Consider the following 17,757-nt stretch of genomic DNA (forward strand, 5'->3'; position numbering starts at 1 on the left):
ATCACCCTGATTTGATAATACAAAAGTAAGCGTGTTAAATTACTTTTAAGCAATTTAAAATGCTATATGAAATAACTAAAAGTTATAGTTGTTCTTGGCGAATTTTTCAAAGTAGTCCATTACATTGGACTGATAACCAGTTCGAGATACAAAATAGAACCAACGCTCAATGGTCACATTTTTAATGTCTATAATTTTCAGTTTGTTGGCAACGAGGTCTTCATTAATGGCGTGAATTGAGAGTAATGCAAAAGTATCTGAATGGTAGAGGTAGTTTTTAATGGCCTCCGTGCTGTTCAGGGTTACTATATTGTTTAGTTTTTTAATCTCATGCTCTTTTAGGAACTCATATATAATTTCTCTGGTTCCAGAACCCATTTCTCTCTCAATTATGGGTAGTTTTTGAAGGGTTTTTGTACCTATAGTACTTTGTTTAAACGCATGGTTCTTAACGCTTGTAACCAATACAATTTCGTCTTTTATAAACTTTTTATAATGTAGTTTACGGTTGGTGTTGCTGCCTTCGGTAATACCAAAGTCTAATTGTTGATTTAAGATAAACTCTTCTATTTCCTCTGAATTGCCACTTTTAATGTCAAAATTGGTATGCGGATGTTGCGTTCTAAACTTGGCGATTATTTTTGGAACGATATGATTGACCAAGGTGGTACTTGCTCCAAAATGGATTGAATCAGGAATATGTTCTTTTTGATGTAGAAATTGATTCTCTATTTCTGCATGGATTTCTAATATTCTATTGGTATATATTAAGAATGCTTTGCCGTCTTCTGTAAGTTCAATAGAATTACGTTTGCGAAGAAAAAATGTAGTTTTGTATTCATCTTCAATACTGCGGATGGCTTTAGAAACGGCAGGTTGCGATATAAATAACTGTTCGGCCGCCTTTGTAAAGCTAGAGTGAAATGCTACCGCCTTAAAAATTTGAAGTTTCTGTTTCATCAACTTAAATAATCAGATAATTATTTGGTAAACCTATGCATAATTAAGGGGAATCAATAAATGAGATGGTTTAAAATGATTGAAGGAAATTTTAGAATTTGAAATTCAGACCACTATATACTCCAATCGAAAATGGCCTAAAATCTCCCGATACATCCGAGAAGGTATTTAGTTGATATTTAAAAACCGGCTCTACGTTAAAGCGAATCTTGGGTGTAAATTTATAATTAACCCCAAAACCAATGTTCGTACTAAAGTTAACCGAATTCACGTTGTTTGCTTCACCTATTTCGGTAGTTAGTTCGCCAGAAGTTAGAGTTACAGAATTGTCTATTAAGAAAAGCGAACTAATTCCGCCAAGGATATTTAATCCAAACTTGCGGTCTATTAAAGCATAATCTAGCTCTAATGGCACTTCTAAATATCCAAATTGCTGTGCCATTGTGCCATCTCGTTGAGAGCTAGTAGCGTTAGATATTTCAAAAGCGAACATAGAATCAGAGGTTGGCGAGCTACTGAAATTACTGCTTTGGCTAGTAACCACTATATTTTTGGCGGTACTAGAATAGTCTATGTTTTGAATTTTTTCGGTGGATGCTTCTTGTAGGGTAGACGAAAACGCGACGCCATTAGTATCGTAACCATAATCTACTTTATTTAGGCCAGATCTGATGCTTAACTTTTTATTTATTGCATAGGCAACGGTAAGCCCGTAGCTGAGGTTGGTATTACCAGACTTTGAGTTTTCGTTAAAGATTGAATTAACGGGTGATCCTTCACCAAGGGCATTGTAGTAAACCGGAGCAATATTAGGTCCTGCAGACCAACGCCCACTTTTATCTGCGGTTACAATTTCTTCCTCAGTTTCAATTTCATCAAAAATAGATTTCTTTTCTGTCTCTTTTTCTTCTTCTGTGGTGTTTTCTGTGATACCTAATTCATCTGGTGACTTGGTAATGTTATCATCTACATTAGTTTTGCTAGTTGAATTTTCAGGATCCTCTGTGTTTGGTTTTAAGTTGTTAGATCTGTTTTCAGTTAACGCAATGCCAGTTGCTTCCGTGGGATTATTTTTGGGTGAATTAAAATCATCATTTGACCGAGAATTAGCTGATGAGGTAGCCGCTTCTTGACTTTTTTCTGCCCCAAAAGCATAATCGACTTTATCTGAATTTTTAGTTTCGATTTCTGCGTTTACCGCATCTTCAGTTTGATCAATTTGAGCAAGCTCAGTGTCTTGAGACGTTTTAAAACCTTGGTTATAATCACTTTTGTTTTTAGTATCCTTTTTGGGTGCCTCCGTATTTAAAGCATTAGAATTCTTGTCTTCTTTTTTCTCTTTATACGAGTCAGTAACCGTATTGACATCAACATCTGTTTTAGAACTAACTACAACCGCTTCATCTATATTTTCAGTTGGCTCGATAATAAACTTATTGGTATTTTTAATCGCGTCATCCTTAGTATCATTAACCTTTTCTGTGTCAGATATAATATTTGGAGCTACGTCATTTTTTGAAAAAGGGTAGAATGCAACAAGAGCAATAACCAAAGCTGCCGCTGTGCCACCTAATGTCCACCAGATAGGAATGACCTTTTTCTTTTTCTTTTTATCCAAAGAGGCCTCAATGGCGTTCCAGACTTTTTCGTCCGGAATCTCCTCGAAGTCGCGAAACTTCTCTTGGAATAAATTATCTATATTTTTCTTACTCATCTTTCAATGCTTAGGTACTCGGTATTTTGTTTTTTTGATGTACTATTTTTCAAGGGCTAAACGCAAAATCCTAATAAAAAGAAGATGAGTAGACCAATGATGGCTTTATTCTTTGTAATCTCTATTTTTTCTCTTAAAAGTTTTCGAGCACGGGCTAGGTTGCTTTTTGATGTGCCTTGGCTAGTGCCTAAAAGTTCACTAATTTCTTTATGGGTATATCCGTCAAGAACATACAGATTGAACGTTAGGCGATACTTATCCGGCAGTTCTTGAATGTGTTTCAGTAAGACGTCTAAACTTATGCGCTCGTAATCTCCATCCACTTCTGGTTCTGCTTCTTCAGTGTTTTCTGTTACCAAACTCAGGTGCTCTTCTTTGCGATACTTTTGAAAAACCGTATTTACCGTAATACGTTTGAGCCATCCTTCAAAAGAACCTTTAAACTTAAACTGATCAACTTTTTTATAGATGACCATAAAACTGTCGTGTAAGTTGTCTTCGGCCTCTGTTTTGTTGCGCGAATACTTCAGGCAGATACCAAACAATGTGCGGGAGTAATCCCGGTACAATTGTTCTTGTGCCAGTCTGTTGCCTTTTTTACAATTATTTATGAGTTCTTCTAGACCCAAAGTGGTATGGTGTTTTTTAAAGCTTGTGGTTTACAGGCTTTGAAAGAATGCATTAGAAATTTTTAATGGCTTAGGTTAAAGATAATTATTCTTTTACTGGCACTTCTATTTCTAAAAATTCAGGCTCACCTTCAGTATCATCACCGGTATAGAATCTAAAAATATACGATTTGGTATAGAGAACCTCAAATTGAAATCCGTCTTGTAGTTCGTCATTAACTTCAGCGCAATCTTCTTTATCAAGTGTAATGCCTACTGCAGATACGGTTCTAATTTGAGTACTATCCGTAAACGAACGTCGTACATCAAACTGGTCTAGTAGGGTGCAATCATCTGGTCTAAGAATATTTACATCTACCGTATACACGCGACCTAACTCAAATGTATCAGGTAAACTGGCATTGGTTATATGAAGTGGTGTGTATTGAAAGTTTACGCGATCGTCATCTAAACTACAAGACGCGATAGTTAGCAAGGATGCTAAGCCTAAAATCTTAAGATATGATTTCCTCATTGTACTTCAATTTTTCTTAGTAGATGAAAAAGAAGAGCAAGGGTTGCGTGAAGTAGCTGTAAGCTATATAAAAAAGTTGCGCCGATAAGAAACAACGATGGTTTGTTGTTTCTTATCGGCGCAAATATATAAGAAGAAGTATTTATGCGTCTTTAAGGGCTTTTATAGCAGCTCTTATTTTTCCATCTAATTCTTCAAAAAGTTCTGGATTATCTAATAACAAAGATTTAACCGCATCACGACCTTGTCCTAATTTAGTATCGCCATAACTGAACCATGAACCACTTTTCTTGATTATTTCATACTCTACACCAAGATCAATGATTTCACCAACTTTAGAAATTCCTTCGCCGTACATGATATCAAACTCAGTAGTTCTGAATGGTGGAGCTACTTTGTTCTTCACCACTTTTACACGTGTTTTGTTACCTTGAACATTACCGTCTGTATCCTTGATTTGTGTAGATCTACGAATATCAAGTCGTACTGAAGCGTAAAATTTTAATGCGTTACCACCAGTAGTAGTTTCAGGGTTTCCGAACATTACACCAATTTTCTCACGTAACTGGTTAATGAAAATAACCGTACAGTTGGTTTTGCTAATAGACCCCGTAAGTTTACGAAGTGCTTGTGACATTAACCTTGCATGAAGTCCCATTTTAGAGTCTCCCATTTCGCCTTCAATCTCACTTTTTGGAGTCAAAGCTGCAACGGAGTCAATAACAACAATATCAATAGCTCCCGAACGGATAAGGTTATCGGCTATTTCTAAAGCTTGTTCACCGTTATCTGGTTGAGAAATAATAAGGTTATCTATATCTACACCTAGCTTTTGCGCATAAAAACGGTCAAAAGCATGCTCTGCATCAATAAACGCGGCAATACCCCCGTTTTTTTGAGCTTCGGCCATGGCGTGTAACGTAAGCGTAGTTTTACCTGATGATTCTGGACCATATATTTCAATGACTCTACCACGTGGGTAACCGCCAACTCCTAAGGCTATATCAAGACCTAATGAACCGGAAGGAATGACTTCAACATCTTGGGCGACACTATCTCCCATTTTCATTACGGCACCTTTTCCGTAAGTCTTGTCCAATTTATCTAAGGTTAGCTTAAGTGCCTTCAGTTTTGCTTCTTTTTCCGAGCTCATATTTTCTTTTTTTTAAGGGTTGCTAAATTACCATTTCTTTTATCATAATGCCAGCTCTGTGATTCATTTTCTGAAAATAGACAACTAGTTTTTCACTTATTCTCAATACGTTAAAGTTTTCAGAATTGATGTTGGTAGCTGTAAGGCATACGTTTATTACACGTCTAAAGAAAAGTGTTTATTAAAAGTTGTTTCTCTAACGCGACCCTTATGATGGCGTTGTATCTTATTTAAAATATTGTTTCGGTTTAACGATTGGAAACTAACTCAAAATAAGCTTCCCTTTTTAGTGTTAGGGAGCAATGGCGACCAGTTCCTTTTTTATGTGTTTTTTGAAAGATGCTATGAAAAAGAAAAATGGGAACGGTCAATTAAGAGCCTTGGTAATTTACCGGGGCTCTTTTTTATTTTTACTACAGATGTTGGTTAAGCAGTCTAAATTGTATCAATAGAAAAGAATTATCAATATTTCTTATCTTTGCAGCCTTAGAAAATTCTTTATAAACTTAAAACATTAGTATAGCATGCAACTGTACAATAACTTAAGTGCAAAAGAAAGAGCGGCTCTTATTGAAGAAGCCGGGCAAGAACGCTTGACCATTTCTTTCTACAAATATGCACAGATTGGCAATCCTGAACTATTTAGAAATCACCTTTTCATTAATTGGAATGAACTAGACGTTCTTGGGCGCATCTATGTGGCTCATGAAGGTATAAATGCCCAATTGTCTATTCCTGCGGAGAATTTTGAACTGTTCAAGGCTCATTTGGACAGCATCACCTTTTTAGAGAACGTACGATTGAATGTTGCCATAGAGCAGGATAATCTTTCCTTTTTAAAATTGAAGGTCAAGGTTAGAAACAAGATTGTTGCAGATGGTTTGGTAGATGAAACTTTTGATGTTACAAACAAAGGAATTCACGTTGGTGCTGAAAAGTTCAATGAACTTATTGATGATCCAGATACCATTTTGGTAGATATGCGTAATCATTATGAAAGTGAGATTGGTCATTTTAAGAATGCTATAACTCCAGATGTAGATACGTTTAGAGATTCGCTAGATATTATAGAAAAAGACCTCGCAGACCATAAGGAAGATAAAAAACTGGTTATGTACTGCACTGGGGGAATACGTTGCGAAAAAGCAAGTGCCTATTACAAGCACAAAGGTTTTAAACAAGTTTACCAATTAGAAGGTGGTATTATTGATTATACCCGTCAAGTAGAGAATAAAAAGCTTGAAAATAAATTTCTGGGTAAAAACTTTGTCTTTGATCACCGCCGTAGTGAGCGTATTACAGATGATGTTATTGCGAATTGTCACCAATGTGGAAATCCTTGTGATAACCATGTTAACTGTGCCAATGAAGCTTGTCATCTTTTGTTTATTCAATGTGAAGACTGCGCAAAAAAAATGCACGACTGCTGTTCGGACTCATGTAAAGAAGTACATGAATTACCTTATGAAGAACAAAAAAAGTTACGCAAGGGCAAAGGGGCCAGTAACAAAATCTTCAAAAAAGGAAGGTCAGAAGTGCTTAAGTTTAAAAACTAAGTTTTACATATTCTTATCGCCATATAATAAATGGGCTACCAGTGTTGTTACAGAAAGGATAAGTCCTAAAATAGATACACCTACCCATTGGTAATGTTGCCATGCGAAGGCACCTAGAATTGTTCCAAGGGCACCTCCTAGAAAAAAGATGACCATGTACACAGTATTTATTCTGTTTCGGGCATTTTCGTTTCTAGAGAATATAATGTTCTGGTTGGCAATATGAAGCGATTGTTGCCCAAGGTCTACCAAAATAACCCCAATGACAATGCCTATAATGGAATGATGGGAAAATAAGAATACAGACCAAGAAAGAATAAGAATAAGGGTTGATGAAATAATGATTCGGTTTTTACTCATTCTATCACTTAGTTTTCCGACTACGGTAGCTGCCAAAGCTCCTACAATGCCAATAAGCCCAAAAGTTCCGGTGATGCCACTCCCATAACCAAAGTTATCTTCCATAAGAAAAACTAGGGTGGTCCAAAAAGCACTTAAACCAGCAAATGAAAGTCCACCTCGTATTGCTGCAAGGCGCAAAGGCTGCTCGGTTCTTAAGAAGTGAATCAATGATTTCATCAAATCTATATATCGGCCTTTGTAGACCGGCTCAACCCTGGGCAGTTTAAATTTCAGAACAATAAATAAAACAAACATCATGGCCGTTGCTACAAAATACATGGTGCGCCACCCAAACTGTTCGCCAACAAAACCACTAATAGCCCGGCTTCCCAAAATACCAATAAGCAAACCACTCATAACAATTCCTATGGCACGACCCCTATTTTCGGCGTTTGATAATTGTGCCGCCATGGGAACGAATAACTGCGGCAAGGCAGATGTGCATCCTATAAAAAAGCTAGAAACAACAAGGAGCCATAACGAGGTAGAGAAAGCAGCGGCCAGTAATGACAGGAGCATGAATAGAAAATCAATTTTAAGTATTTTTTGATTGGAAACCATATCCCCTAGCGGAATTACAAACAATAAACCAAACGCATAACCCAATTGTGTGGCTAAAGCAACGTTGCTCACTGCAGATTCGGTAACACCAAAACTCACAGAAATCATGTGTAGTAAAGGCTGGTTGTAGTAGAGATTTGCTGCGACCAAACCTGCTGAGATGCTCATGAGGTAGAGAACGGTATTGCTAAGTGTTTTTTGTTTTTCCATGTAATGCAGCATCAATTTTTTAAAACAGAGCCAAATTTGGCGCAAAGGAACGAAGAACCTGTGTAAGTTGAGATAACTTTCTATCACATTAAAAATTTAGTACCTTTACATATAAAATTAGTAAGAACCCTATTTGGCCAAAAACCCCCGTTTAGGTCAAACCAAGATATAATATATGGGCTGTAGCAGTTGTTCGACCGGTAAGGACGGACAACCTTCTGGTTGCAAGAATAATGGAACTTGTGGTACCGATGGTTGTAATAAATTAACCGTCTTTGATTGGCTTTCCAACATGTCGCTTCCTAACGGCGAAAAACCGTTTGATTGCGTTGAAGTTCGATTTAAGAATAGTAGAAAAGAATTCTTCAGAAATAGCGAAAATTTATCTATTTCAATAGGTGATATTGTGGCAACACAAGCACCATCAGGTCATGACATTGGTATGGTTACCCTTGTAGGTGAGTTGGTGAAAGTGCAGATGAAGCGCAAAAAAGTTGATTATAAGGACGAAAACCTTCCTAAAGTTCATCGTAAGGCGTCGCAAAACGATATCGATAAATGGCAGAAATGTCGTGATCGAGAAGAAGAAATTAAAAAACGTGCGAGAGAAATAGCGATTATTTTGAAACTTCAAATGAAGATTTCAGATGTTGAGTTTCAAGGTGATGGTTCAAAAGCCACGTTTTATTATACAGCCGAAGACCGTGTTGACTTCAGACAGTTAATAAAAGATATGGCCAAAGCTTTTGGTATCCGTATCGAAATGAGACAAATTGGTTATCGTCAAGAAGCCCAACGTTTAGGTGGTATTGGTTCTTGTGGGCGTGAATTATGCTGCTCTACTTGGTTAACAGATTTTAGATCTGTAAGTACGTCTGCCGCTCGTTACCAGCAATTATCTTTAAATCCACAAAAGTTAGCTGGGCAATGCGGGAAGCTTAAATGTTGTTTAAACTATGAGCTAGACATGTATTTGGATGCTTTAAAGGACTTTCCTTCCCAAGACACCAAATTGTTCACTGAAAAAGGACTTGCATTCTGTCAAAAGACCGATATTTTTAAGGGTATGCTTTGGTTTTCGTACAGAGACGATCCAGCAAATTGGCACACGCTTACTAAAGAGCAGGTTCAGGAAATTTTAGAAAAAAACAAAAAGAAAGAAAAAGTTGCCAGCTTAGAGGAATATACGGTAGATAATTTCGTTAAGGAAGAAAAGGTGTTTGAGAATGTTGTTGGGCAGGATAGCCTTACCCGTTTTGATAGGCCTAAACAATCTAGAAATAGAAATAACCGCAAGAAGAATAAGTCCAAAAGCACTAGTGGCAACGCTAATAACAACAATAAGAATACGAACTCGAATAATAATAATAATAACAGGAATAAAACGGGTAATGCAAATACTTCTAAAAATAAGAGAAGGAGAAACAACCCTAAAAAACAGCAAGATAATGGCTAGGATTTTACTGGTTTTTGCTGTGACGGTATTGTGCTTTTCGTGCAATGATAATTTGGTAAAATCCGAATTTCAGGCAACAAAAGGTGGTGTGTGGAACAAGACGGATAATATTCTTTTCTCGTTCTCAGAAATAGACACTACCCAAAGGCACAATATGTTTATTACTGTGCGTAATGATGCTACTTTTCCGTATAATAACTTGTTCCTGATTGCAGAATTGGAATACCCTTCGGGGGAAACCATAAAAGATACCTTAGAGTATGAAATGGCATTGCCAGACGGTACTTGGTTGGGGAAAGGATACGGCAGTATTAAAGAAAATAAATTATGGTTTAAGGAAAACATCGTTTTTCCTTCTTCGGGCGTATATAATTTACGTGTTTGGCATGCCATGCGTAAGAATGGTAGTGTAAACGGTGTTGAAAATTTGAAAGGCATAACCGACGTCGGTTTTGAAATAGAAAAAAGTAACGAGTAACGTATGGCCAAGGTTGTTAAAGAGAAAAAAACCAATGGGTATTTTAAATACATCAAGTGGTTTTGGATCCTGTTTGTTTCAGGAATTCTATTAGTTGTATTGTTGTTTTTGTCCGCGTCTTGGGGACTGTTGGGCGATATGCCAGAATATGAGTATCTGGAGAATCCGCAGACTAACCTGGCTACCGAGATTATATCTTCGGATGCGAAAACATTGGGTAAGTTCTATTTGGATGATAACCGAACTCCGGTGCCTTATGATAGTCTTCCACAAAATTTAGTGAACGCACTTATTGCAACAGAAGATGTTCGTTTTTATGATCACTCAGGAATTGATGGATTCGGTGTTTTAAGAGCAGTTGCAAAATTAGGAAAAAATGGTGGTGCCAGTACTATAACGCAACAGTTGGCACGTCAACTTTTTGTGGGGGTGCGGTCTAAAAATAAATTTGAGACCATCAAACAAAAAGCAATGGAATGGGTACTCGCTACCCGTTTGGAAACTCAATATACAAAGCAAGAGATTATTGCTATGTATTTCAACCAATATGATTTTCTTAATAACGCAGATGGTATACGTTCTGCTTCAAAAATCTATTTTGGTAAAGAACCGCAACAACTAAAGATAGAAGAGTCGGCAGTTTTAGTAGGTATGCTTAAGAACTCGTCTTATTTCAATCCAATTAGAAGGCCGGAATTAGTGACCAATCGTAGAAATACGGTATTGGGACAGATGGCCAAATATGAGTTTATTACTGAGCACGAGAAAGATTCCTTACAGGCTATGGAGATGGATATTAATTTTAATCCAGAATCTCACAAGGAAGGTTTGGCTACCTATTTTAGAATGTACCTACAAGGGTTCATGAACGATTGGATCTCTAAAAACCCCAAACCAGCTTTGGAAGGAGGTAGGGATAAATGGAATCTATATTTAGATGGATTAAAAATTTATACAACTATAGATTCACGAATGCAGGCCAATGCAGAGGATGCTGTACGTAAGCATATGGCGAATCTTCAAAATGAATTTTTTCATCAAAATACACCAAAGAGAAATCCCACGGCTCCATTTTTAGATTTAGAGAAATTTGAAATAAATAAAATTCTAGAAAGAGAAATGAAAAACTCTTCTAGATGGCGAAGTATGGCAGATGAAGGCAAATCTGAAAAGGTTATCCGTGAATCGTTTAAGAAGAAAAGGGAGATGACTGTTTTTGATTGGAATAGTGAGGGTCGTGAGCGCGATACCATTATGACGCCAATGGATTCTATCAGATATTATAAAACATTCTTAAGAGCTGCAATGATGTCTATGGAGCCACAGACAGGTCACGTAAAGGCTTGGGTTGGTGGTATTGATTATAGACACTTCCAATATGATAATGTTATTCAGGGCTCACGTCAGGCAGGATCAACGTTTAAGCCTTTTGTATATGCGGCAGCTATTGATCAGTTGAGACTATCGCCTTGTGACTCTTTACCGGATACGCAATATTGTATAGAGGCAGGGAAACATGGAAACACAGAAGCTTGGTGTCCTAAAAATGCTGTAGGTCAATACTCAGGAAAAATGTATTCACTTAAAGATGCGTTAGCAAACTCGGTAAATACGGTAACGGCACAATTAATTGATAAAGTTGGACCGGGATCAGTAGTTTCTATTGCTAAAAACTTGGGTATTACTGGAAATATTCCTGAAGTACCTTCTATAGCATTGGGTACTCATGACACTAATGTTTACGAAATGGTAGGTGCCTACGGTACATTTGCAAACCAAGGGGTATATGTTAAGCCGGTAATGGTAACACGTATAGAGGATAAGAACGGAACGGTTTTATATGAATACGTGCCTGAGACTAAAGATGTACTGAGCAAAGATGTTTCTTACGCTATGTTAAACCTAATGGAGGGTGTTACACATGGTGGTTCCGGAACAAGACTTAGACATAGGGGTATGCAGAATACCACAGTTTATAAAGAAATTATTACTGGTTACCCATATGGTTTCAAAAATGCTATTGCGGGTAAAACAGGTACAACACAAAATAATAGTGACGGTTGGTTTATGGGTATTGTTCCTAACCTAGTTACCGGTGTTTGGGTTGGTGGTGATGATAGATCTATTCACTTTGAATCTATTAAATATGGTCAGGGAGCATCTATGGCTTTACCTATTTGGGGTCTGTACATGAAAAAGAATTATGAGAATAAAAGTTTAGGAATTTCTGATAGTGAGTTTGAAAAACCTTCAAACCTGTCAATTAATATAGATTGTGACAGAGTTGTAGAGAACAACGATGAAGAAGATGGTTTGGATGATGATATAGATGATCTAAATTTCTAATACATAAAAGCAGATTACAGCTTGTTAAATTGCCCGTGACTTTCAATGAAAGTCACGGGCAATTTCGTTTAAAAATTGTAACTTGACTGCAACAGAAATCTTTTATTCCTTTATAGTATGATCTCTAAGAAAGTAGCTGATGTAAAAGAAGCCATGAAAGGCATTCAAGACGGAATGACCTTTATGTTAGGTGGTTTTGGTCTTTGCGGAATACCGGAAAATGCCATCACGGAACTGGTTTCCTCCAATATTAAAGATATTACCTGTATTTCTAATAATGCAGGGGTAGATGATTTTGGTCTAGGACTTTTACTTCATAAACATCAGATAAAAAAAATGATATCTTCTTACGTAGGTGAGAACGAAGAGTTTGAGCGGCAGATGCTCAGTGGTGAGCTTGAGGTAGAACTAACTCCTCAGGGCACTTTAGCAGAAAAATGTCGTGCCGCACAAGCGGGTTTTCCAGCTTTTTATACGCCTGCAGGTTATGGAACTGAAGTTGCAGAAGGTAAGGAAACTAGGGAGTTCAACGGAAAAATGTATGTGCTGGAAGAGGCATTTAAAGCCGATTTTGCTTTCGTAAAAGCCTGGAAAGGAGATGAAGCGGGAAACTTAATTTTTAAGGGTACGGCAAGAAATTTTAATCCCTGTATGTGCGGGGCAGCGACAATTACCGTTGCTGAGGTAGAAGAACTTGTTCCTGCGGGAGAATTAGACCCAAATCAAATTCATATTCCTGGAATATTCGTACAACGTATTTTTCAAGGAGAGAACTATGAAAAACGTATTGAACAACGAACGGTTAGACCGCGTAATTAATCCAATCATAGAGTTTGTTTATGTTAGATAAAAATGGAATCGCAAAGCGAATTGCAAAAGAGGTCAAAGACGGTTATTATGTTAACCTAGGCATTGGTATACCAACTTTGGTAGCCAACTTTGTAAGAGATGATATAAATGTAGAATTTCAAAGTGAAAACGGAGTATTAGGCATGGGTCCATTTCCGTTTGAAGGCGAGGAAGATGCTGATATTATTAATGCGGGGAAGCAAACTATAACAACGCTTAATGGAGCTTCTTTCTTTGATTCGGCTACGAGTTTTGGAATGATCCGCGGGAAACACGTAGACTTAACTATTTTGGGAGCAATGGAAGTTTCTGAGACCGGCGACATCGCTAATTGGAAAATTCCGGGTAAAATGGTTAAAGGTATGGGTGGTGCAATGGATTTAGTTGCTTCTGCCGAGAACATAATTGTGGCCATGATGCATACCAATCGCGCTGGTGAGTCCAAGCTTTTGAAAAAATGTAGTTTACCCCTTACTGGAGTGGGTTGTGTAACCAAAATAGTTACTAATCTAGCAGTAATAGAAGTAACTCCAAAAGGCTTTAAACTTCTTGAGCGTGCTCCGGGAGTTTCTGTAGATGAAATTAAGGAGGCTACGGAGGGCACTTTGATTGTTGACGGTGAGGTGCCTGAGATGACTTTGTAAGTAAAATCCACATATATTTTTAGTGTAATTTTTGTGAGAAAATCATCAATTTGGTTCTTCACAACAGATTAATGCTGCTTCACAACAAGATTTTTTTTAGTTAAGGATTAGGTACTATTTTTATAGTATTATTAATTGAAAGTCGCGTCCCAAATTCGATTTTGTCCAAAACTAAAACCTATGGAAGCCCAAATTAACCAATCATCAGAAGAAATTCAAGTGTACAAAAATGATTTTTTCAGCGGAATAGTAATGCTGGCTAGAAAATTGTTTATGCTTTAAAATTCTTTGAAAAAGAAATTAAAAGAAAGTGGCTCACCCAAAGGCCGCTTTTTTTTGTGCCTTTATTTTTAGGTTTTTTTAGCAAAGAATTAAAGTGATTTTAGGATTTTTAAAGCTTGTTCTAAAGTTTCATTTTTCTTAGCAAAACAAAACCGTAAAACTCCATCTTGACGGTGGTCGTCATTAAATGAAGATATAGGTATACTTGCCAATTTGTAATCAACTATCAAGCGTTTTGCAAAATCTTCATCATTTTCTTTTGTGATTTCAGTATAGTCTAAAAGCTGAAAATAGGTTCCTTCTGAAGGTTTAAATTTAAATCTAGAATCTTTTAATCCCTCCAAAAACAAATCTCTTTTTTCTTGATAGAATGAAGGTAAGCTTAGATAGTTTTCCTCATTCTTAAGATAGGCCGCCATGGCTCTTTGTACAGGATGGTCTACACAGAACACGGCAAACTGGTGGGTCTTTCTAAATTCTTGCATTAACTCTGCAGGTGCGGCGCAATAGCCCATTTTCCATCCGGTAACATGAAAGGTTTTTCCAAAAGAAGCACATACAAAACTACGTTGCGCTAAATCTTTAAACCGGGATGCACTTTGGTGCTCGTTGCCATCAAAAATAATGTGTTCATATACTTCATCACTTAAAACAATACAGTTAGTAGGTCTTAGAATTTCTTGTAACTGAAGCATATCTTCTTTGGAAAAAACACGACCGCTTGGGTTATGAGGTGTGTTTATGATAACCATTCGGGTCCTCTCGGAAATTTTGCTTTTGAAGATTTCCCAATTCACTTGGTAACCATCGGCATCTAACTGTACATATATAGGAATTCCTCCGTTGAGCGTAATGGCCGGTTCGTAGCAGTCATAGGCAGGTTTAAGTACAATAACTTCGTCACCTTTGTTGACGAATGCGGTAATGGCTGTAAAAATAGCCTGTGTTGCGCCCACAGTAACCATAATTTCAGTTTCGGGATTATAAACTCTATTGTGGAGTTTTTCAATTTTTTGTGAAATTATTTCCCGAAGGCCATAATAACCCTGCATGGCAGCATATTGGTTGTGTCCGTTTTGCATGGCATCTGTAACAAGGCTTTTAAGTTTCTCATCAACTTCAAAATTAGGAAAGCCCTGAGATAAATCTACCGCGTTATGCTTGCGGGCTAAATTGCCTACCGTTGTAAAAATTGTGGTTTTTGCATTTGGAAGTTTGGAAGCAAATTTTATGTTAGAAGATGCCATTTGTAGTATTCTGTTAAGATTTCAATTTACAACTTTATAGGGCATATACTTTTTGTTTTTTTAATAAAATTAGCTGCAATCACTTATATTTATACATCCAAAATATTTGATATGCGTAATTTCCGAAGTTTAATTTTAGTGCTTTCCATGACTTTTGTCTCAAATGGTCTTTTCTCTCAAACCTCTCCATCTAAAAAAATTAAAACACTTATTGTTGATGGTCAAAACAATCATGATGAGTGGCCGAAGCTTACTTATATTTTGAAAACCGATATGGAGAACACAGGTTTGTTTACTGTAGAGGTGGCGCGTTCTGCATTTACGTGGAAAGGAGATAAGTTCATTTCTGAATTTCCTATAGAAAACCTTCCAAAAACTGAAGCAAAGGAAAAGCCACAAGCGGATCCAAATTACAGTCCAGATTTTTCGAAGTACGATTTGGTCATTTGTAATTTCGGATGGAATGCGGCTCCATGGCCAGAAGAAACGCAGAAAAAATTTGAAAAGTTTATCAAAAAGGGAGGTGGGTTAGTTGTTTTTCATGCAGCCGATAATTCGTTCCCTGAATGGGAAGCTTACAACCAAATGATTGGTTTAGGTGGTTGGGGAGACCGTACCGAAAAAGATGGTCCATATGTATATTATAATGATGCTGGTGAGCTTATAAGAGATGATTCTGCTGGTAACGCAGGTGCTCACGGTCCACAAAGCGAGTATCAGATTCAAATAAGAGAAGAGCACCCAATTACGAAGGGAATGCCAGAAGTGTGGTTACATACCAAAGATGAACTTTATAACAGCCTTCGTGGTCCTGCAGAAAATATGGTGGTTTTGGCTACTGCATATTCAGACCCTGAAAACAAAGGTTCTGGTAGACATGAGCCAGCGCTTATGGCTTTAGAGTATGGAAAAGGCCGTATTTTTCATAATATTATGGGGCATGTAGATTATTCAGTTGAGTGTGTTGGTTTTATGACCAGTATGCTTAGAGGAGCGGAATGGGCTGCTACTGGAAAGGTAACTCAAACGATACCGGATGATTTTCCAACAGCTGATGAAACAAGCTCAAGAAAGTTCAAAAAGTAGATGGAGCTGACCTTAAGTATACCTGCGCTACTTTTCCCTGCTATTTCATTGACCATGTTAGCCTATAATGCAAGATACTTGGCTATTGCAGCATTGATTAGGCAACTTCATCAGAAATATGAAGAAACATCATCGCCCGCCATTGCTTTGCAGGTAAAAAAGTTGCGTAAACGTTTAACCATTATCAAGAACATGCAGGCGTCAGCTATTTTTAGTTTCTTATTAGCGGTGATTACGATGACTTTAATTTATGTTGAATTCAGTTTTTGGGCCAATCTCGTTTTTGGCGTTAGCCTTTTGGCACTTATGGTTTCTTTAATGTTGTCATTAGTAGAGGTTCAATTGTCTACAAAAGCACTTGAAATTCAGCTAGAGGATATGGAAAACTAGTTTTTTAGACCTAAACACTTAAATTCGGAAAACAGACTATGCAGTTTGTTGTGGTCATATAGTAGTTAGATGCTCTCTGGGTAAGCCTCCGTTATCCGTATGTCAATCGTCGATGAACTGCTTTATTATATGATGCTCACCTAAGAATAAAAGAATTTACAAACCACTTAGTCGGTTAAGTGAAACCTCTTTTTGAAAGTTTAAGATTAAGTCTTATATCCTTATTCGATAAAACTTAGCGGATATCAGATAAAATCATTCTCATCTATCCGCTTGTATGACACCTTCGTTAGTTGGTACGCCAATATGAAAAAGTGCATCCCCTCTATTTACCACCGCTTGGTGATTAATGCAGAAGACCAATCCGTCCATAGGTGCTTTGACAATTTTGCTTCGTTTAGCATAAGGACCGGATACGATACCTAGAACCTGACCTTTTTTAATTTCACTGCCATTTTCTATTTTAGGAATGAACATGCCGGCAGTAGGTGCGCGCAGCCACTTTCTGTCTTTAAGGTGTACCGTATTGTTTCGTTCAATGTATTTTGGCTCTATTGTTTCAATCATGCCAAAGTGCTTCATTACATTTAACACGCCTTGCATACCTTCTATAATAGAGTAATCATCAAACCGCATGCTTTCGCCTGCTTCAAAAACCACTGTAGGTATTTTTAATTGATGTGCTGCGTTTCTAAAAGACCCTTTTATCAGTTTTGATGAAAAGGAAATAGGCGCATTAAATACTTTGGCCAGTTGTTCACTTCGTTCATCATTATCCGTATATCTAATTTGCGGAAAGTTGTGCCGTTGTCCTCCGCCAGTGTGCAGGTCTATTCCAAAATCTACTTGAGAAAGAATTGCTGAGGTGTAGTGATAGGCAATACGGCCTGCCATGGAACCTATTTTTGAACCAGGGAAACTTCGGTTAACATCTTTTCCGTCAGGAACATCTCTGGAATAATGAATAAACCCAAAGATATTTAGAATGGGAACTGCGATCACGGCGCCACTGGTAACGTTAAGGCGTTTTTCGGTCAACATACGACGTACGATTTCTATACCGTTTATTTCGTCACCATGCAGACCCGCTTGTACTAAAAGTGTCGGTCCAGGTTTTTTGGAGTTAAAAACATATACAGGAATGTCAATTAGCGTTCCCGTAGGAAGTCTGTCAATACTAATATTTAAAAGCTTGGACTCTCCTGGTTTTACAGTTTCACCTTCTATGGTGATGGTTTTGTTAGTTTCCATATACTACTTGGATGTTCTCTTTTCCCTGT

The 17,757-nt window shown here is 37.4% G+C and carries 16 protein-coding genes; 8 read left to right on the forward strand and 8 right to left on the reverse strand.

Translation table 11 applies throughout. The features are described from left to right. Positions 1-75: 75 nt before the first annotated feature. The 5 genes from HW347_RS03890 to recA form a co-directional block, all read right to left on the reverse strand. Positions 76-960 carry a LysR substrate-binding domain-containing protein gene (locus HW347_RS03890; protein WP_214610615.1) on the reverse strand — a complete coding sequence of 295 codons (885 nt, stop codon included), beginning with the start codon at positions 958-960 and terminating at the stop codon, positions 76-78. A 91-nt stretch (positions 961-1,051) separates the two neighbouring features. After that, positions 1,052-2,674: an outer membrane beta-barrel protein gene (locus HW347_RS03895; protein WP_214610616.1), complete on the reverse strand. Its 1,623-nt coding sequence runs from the start codon at positions 2,672-2,674 to the stop codon at positions 1,052-1,054. Positions 2,675-2,730: 56 nt separating this feature from the next. Then, complete coding sequence (locus tag HW347_RS03900) at positions 2,731-3,303, reverse strand: RNA polymerase sigma factor (RefSeq protein WP_214610617.1); 573 nt, start codon at positions 3,301-3,303, stop codon at positions 2,731-2,733. 85 nt (positions 3,304-3,388) lie between these two features. Further along, on the reverse strand, positions 3,389-3,817 hold the full coding sequence (locus HW347_RS03905; protein ID WP_214610618.1) for a hypothetical protein: 429 nt from the start codon (positions 3,815-3,817) through the stop codon (positions 3,389-3,391). A gap of 142 nt (positions 3,818-3,959) precedes the next feature. Next, complete coding sequence (gene recA, locus HW347_RS03910; protein WP_214610619.1) at positions 3,960-4,970, reverse strand: recombinase RecA; 1,011 nt, start codon at positions 4,968-4,970, stop codon at positions 3,960-3,962. A 524-nt stretch (positions 4,971-5,494) separates the two neighbouring features. Here recA and trhO point away from each other — a divergent pair. Further along, complete coding sequence (gene trhO / locus HW347_RS03915; protein ID WP_214610620.1) at positions 5,495-6,526, forward strand: oxygen-dependent tRNA uridine(34) hydroxylase TrhO; 1,032 nt, start codon at positions 5,495-5,497, stop codon at positions 6,524-6,526. Between the two features lie 3 nt (positions 6,527-6,529). Here the strand turns inward: trhO and HW347_RS03920 are convergent, their stop codons facing one another. Then, a complete protein-coding gene (locus tag HW347_RS03920) occupies positions 6,530-7,699 on the reverse strand; it encodes an MFS transporter (RefSeq protein WP_214610621.1) in 1,170 nt (389 codons plus the stop codon). A gap of 175 nt (positions 7,700-7,874) precedes the next feature. Here HW347_RS03920 and HW347_RS03925 point away from each other — a divergent pair, with 175 nt between their 5' ends. The 5 genes from HW347_RS03925 to HW347_RS03945 all read left to right on the forward strand — a co-directional run bounded on the left by HW347_RS03925 (position 7,875) and on the right by HW347_RS03945 (position 13,472). Continuing rightward, positions 7,875-9,155, forward strand: a complete 1,281-nt coding sequence (locus tag HW347_RS03925; protein ID WP_214610622.1) for a PSP1 domain-containing protein — start codon at positions 7,875-7,877, stop codon at positions 9,153-9,155. Continuing rightward, complete coding sequence (locus HW347_RS03930) at positions 9,148-9,633, forward strand: gliding motility lipoprotein GldH (protein WP_214610623.1); 486 nt, start codon at positions 9,148-9,150, stop codon at positions 9,631-9,633. Before HW347_RS03925 ends, HW347_RS03930 begins: the two co-directional genes overlap by 8 nt. A gap of 3 nt (positions 9,634-9,636) precedes the next feature. Next, positions 9,637-11,979 carry a penicillin-binding protein 1A gene (locus HW347_RS03935; RefSeq protein ID WP_214610624.1) on the forward strand — a complete coding sequence of 781 codons (2,343 nt, stop codon included), beginning with the start codon at positions 9,637-9,639 and terminating at the stop codon, positions 11,977-11,979. Positions 11,980-12,096: 117 nt separating this feature from the next. Then, positions 12,097-12,798: a CoA transferase subunit A gene (locus HW347_RS03940; protein ID WP_214610625.1), complete on the forward strand. Its 702-nt coding sequence runs from the start codon at positions 12,097-12,099 to the stop codon at positions 12,796-12,798. A 20-nt stretch (positions 12,799-12,818) separates the two neighbouring features. Continuing rightward, positions 12,819-13,472: a CoA transferase subunit B gene (locus tag HW347_RS03945; RefSeq protein WP_214610626.1), complete on the forward strand. Its 654-nt coding sequence runs from the start codon at positions 12,819-12,821 to the stop codon at positions 13,470-13,472. A gap of 371 nt (positions 13,473-13,843) precedes the next feature. Here HW347_RS03945 and HW347_RS03950 read toward each other — a convergent pair whose 3' ends face one another. Beyond that, positions 13,844-15,001, reverse strand: coding sequence for a methionine aminotransferase (locus HW347_RS03950; RefSeq protein WP_225901803.1), 1,158 nt, complete (start codon positions 14,999-15,001; stop codon positions 13,844-13,846). A gap of 111 nt (positions 15,002-15,112) precedes the next feature. On the opposite strand from HW347_RS03950, the gene HW347_RS03955 reads away from it, so the two are divergent. Both HW347_RS03955 and HW347_RS03960 read left to right on the forward strand, forming a co-directional pair. Beyond that, on the forward strand, positions 15,113-16,087 hold the full coding sequence (locus HW347_RS03955; RefSeq protein ID WP_214610627.1) for a ThuA domain-containing protein: 975 nt from the start codon (positions 15,113-15,115) through the stop codon (positions 16,085-16,087). Next, entirely contained in the window at positions 16,088-16,477 is a 390-nt protein-coding gene (locus HW347_RS03960; RefSeq protein WP_155595227.1) for a DUF2721 domain-containing protein, read from the forward strand. A 261-nt stretch (positions 16,478-16,738) separates the two neighbouring features. On the opposite strand, the gene HW347_RS03965 is transcribed toward HW347_RS03960, so the two are convergent. Further along, positions 16,739-17,728, reverse strand: a complete 990-nt coding sequence (locus tag HW347_RS03965; RefSeq protein WP_214610628.1) for a succinylglutamate desuccinylase/aspartoacylase family protein — start codon at positions 17,726-17,728, stop codon at positions 16,739-16,741. Positions 17,729-17,757: the final 29 nt, after the last annotated feature.

The sequence above is a fragment of the Zobellia barbeyronii genome (genome assembly GCF_018603515.1).
GTDB lineage: Bacteria > Bacteroidota > Bacteroidia > Flavobacteriales > Flavobacteriaceae > Zobellia > Zobellia barbeyronii.

What these genes read in the sequence shown, in the direction of transcription:
- HW347_RS03890 (WP_214610615.1), bottom strand. Translation starts at nt 960, where the DNA reads ATGAAACAGAAACTTCAAATTTTTAAGGCGGTAGCATTTCACTCTAGC.
- HW347_RS03895 (WP_214610616.1), bottom strand. Translation starts at nt 2,674, where the DNA reads ATGAGTAAGAAAAATATAGATAATTTATTCCAAGAGAAGTTTCGCGAC.
- HW347_RS03905 (WP_214610618.1), bottom strand. Translation starts at nt 3,817, where the DNA reads ATGAGGAAATCATATCTTAAGATTTTAGGCTTAGCATCCTTGCTAACT.
- recA (WP_214610619.1), bottom strand. Translation starts at nt 4,970, where the DNA reads ATGAGCTCGGAAAAAGAAGCAAAACTGAAGGCACTTAAGCTAACCTTA.
- trhO (WP_214610620.1), top strand. Translation starts at nt 5,495, where the DNA reads ATGCAACTGTACAATAACTTAAGTGCAAAAGAAAGAGCGGCTCTTATT.
- HW347_RS03920 (WP_214610621.1), bottom strand. Translation starts at nt 7,699, where the DNA reads ATGGAAAAACAAAAAACACTTAGCAATACCGTTCTCTACCTCATGAGC.
- HW347_RS03925 (WP_214610622.1), top strand. Translation starts at nt 7,875, where the DNA reads ATGGGCTGTAGCAGTTGTTCGACCGGTAAGGACGGACAACCTTCTGGT.
- HW347_RS03930 (WP_214610623.1), top strand. Translation starts at nt 9,148, where the DNA reads ATGGCTAGGATTTTACTGGTTTTTGCTGTGACGGTATTGTGCTTTTCG.
- HW347_RS03935 (WP_214610624.1), top strand. Translation starts at nt 9,637, where the DNA reads ATGGCCAAGGTTGTTAAAGAGAAAAAAACCAATGGGTATTTTAAATAC.
- HW347_RS03940 (WP_214610625.1), top strand. Translation starts at nt 12,097, where the DNA reads ATGATCTCTAAGAAAGTAGCTGATGTAAAAGAAGCCATGAAAGGCATT.
- HW347_RS03945 (WP_214610626.1), top strand. Translation starts at nt 12,819, where the DNA reads ATGTTAGATAAAAATGGAATCGCAAAGCGAATTGCAAAAGAGGTCAAA.
- HW347_RS03950 (WP_225901803.1), bottom strand. Translation starts at nt 15,001, where the DNA reads ATGGCATCTTCTAACATAAAATTTGCTTCCAAACTTCCAAATGCAAAA.
- HW347_RS03955 (WP_214610627.1), top strand. Translation starts at nt 15,113, where the DNA reads ATGCGTAATTTCCGAAGTTTAATTTTAGTGCTTTCCATGACTTTTGTC.
- HW347_RS03960 (WP_155595227.1), top strand. Translation starts at nt 16,088, where the DNA reads ATGGAGCTGACCTTAAGTATACCTGCGCTACTTTTCCCTGCTATTTCA.
- HW347_RS03965 (WP_214610628.1), bottom strand. Translation starts at nt 17,728, where the DNA reads ATGGAAACTAACAAAACCATCACCATAGAAGGTGAAACTGTAAAACCA.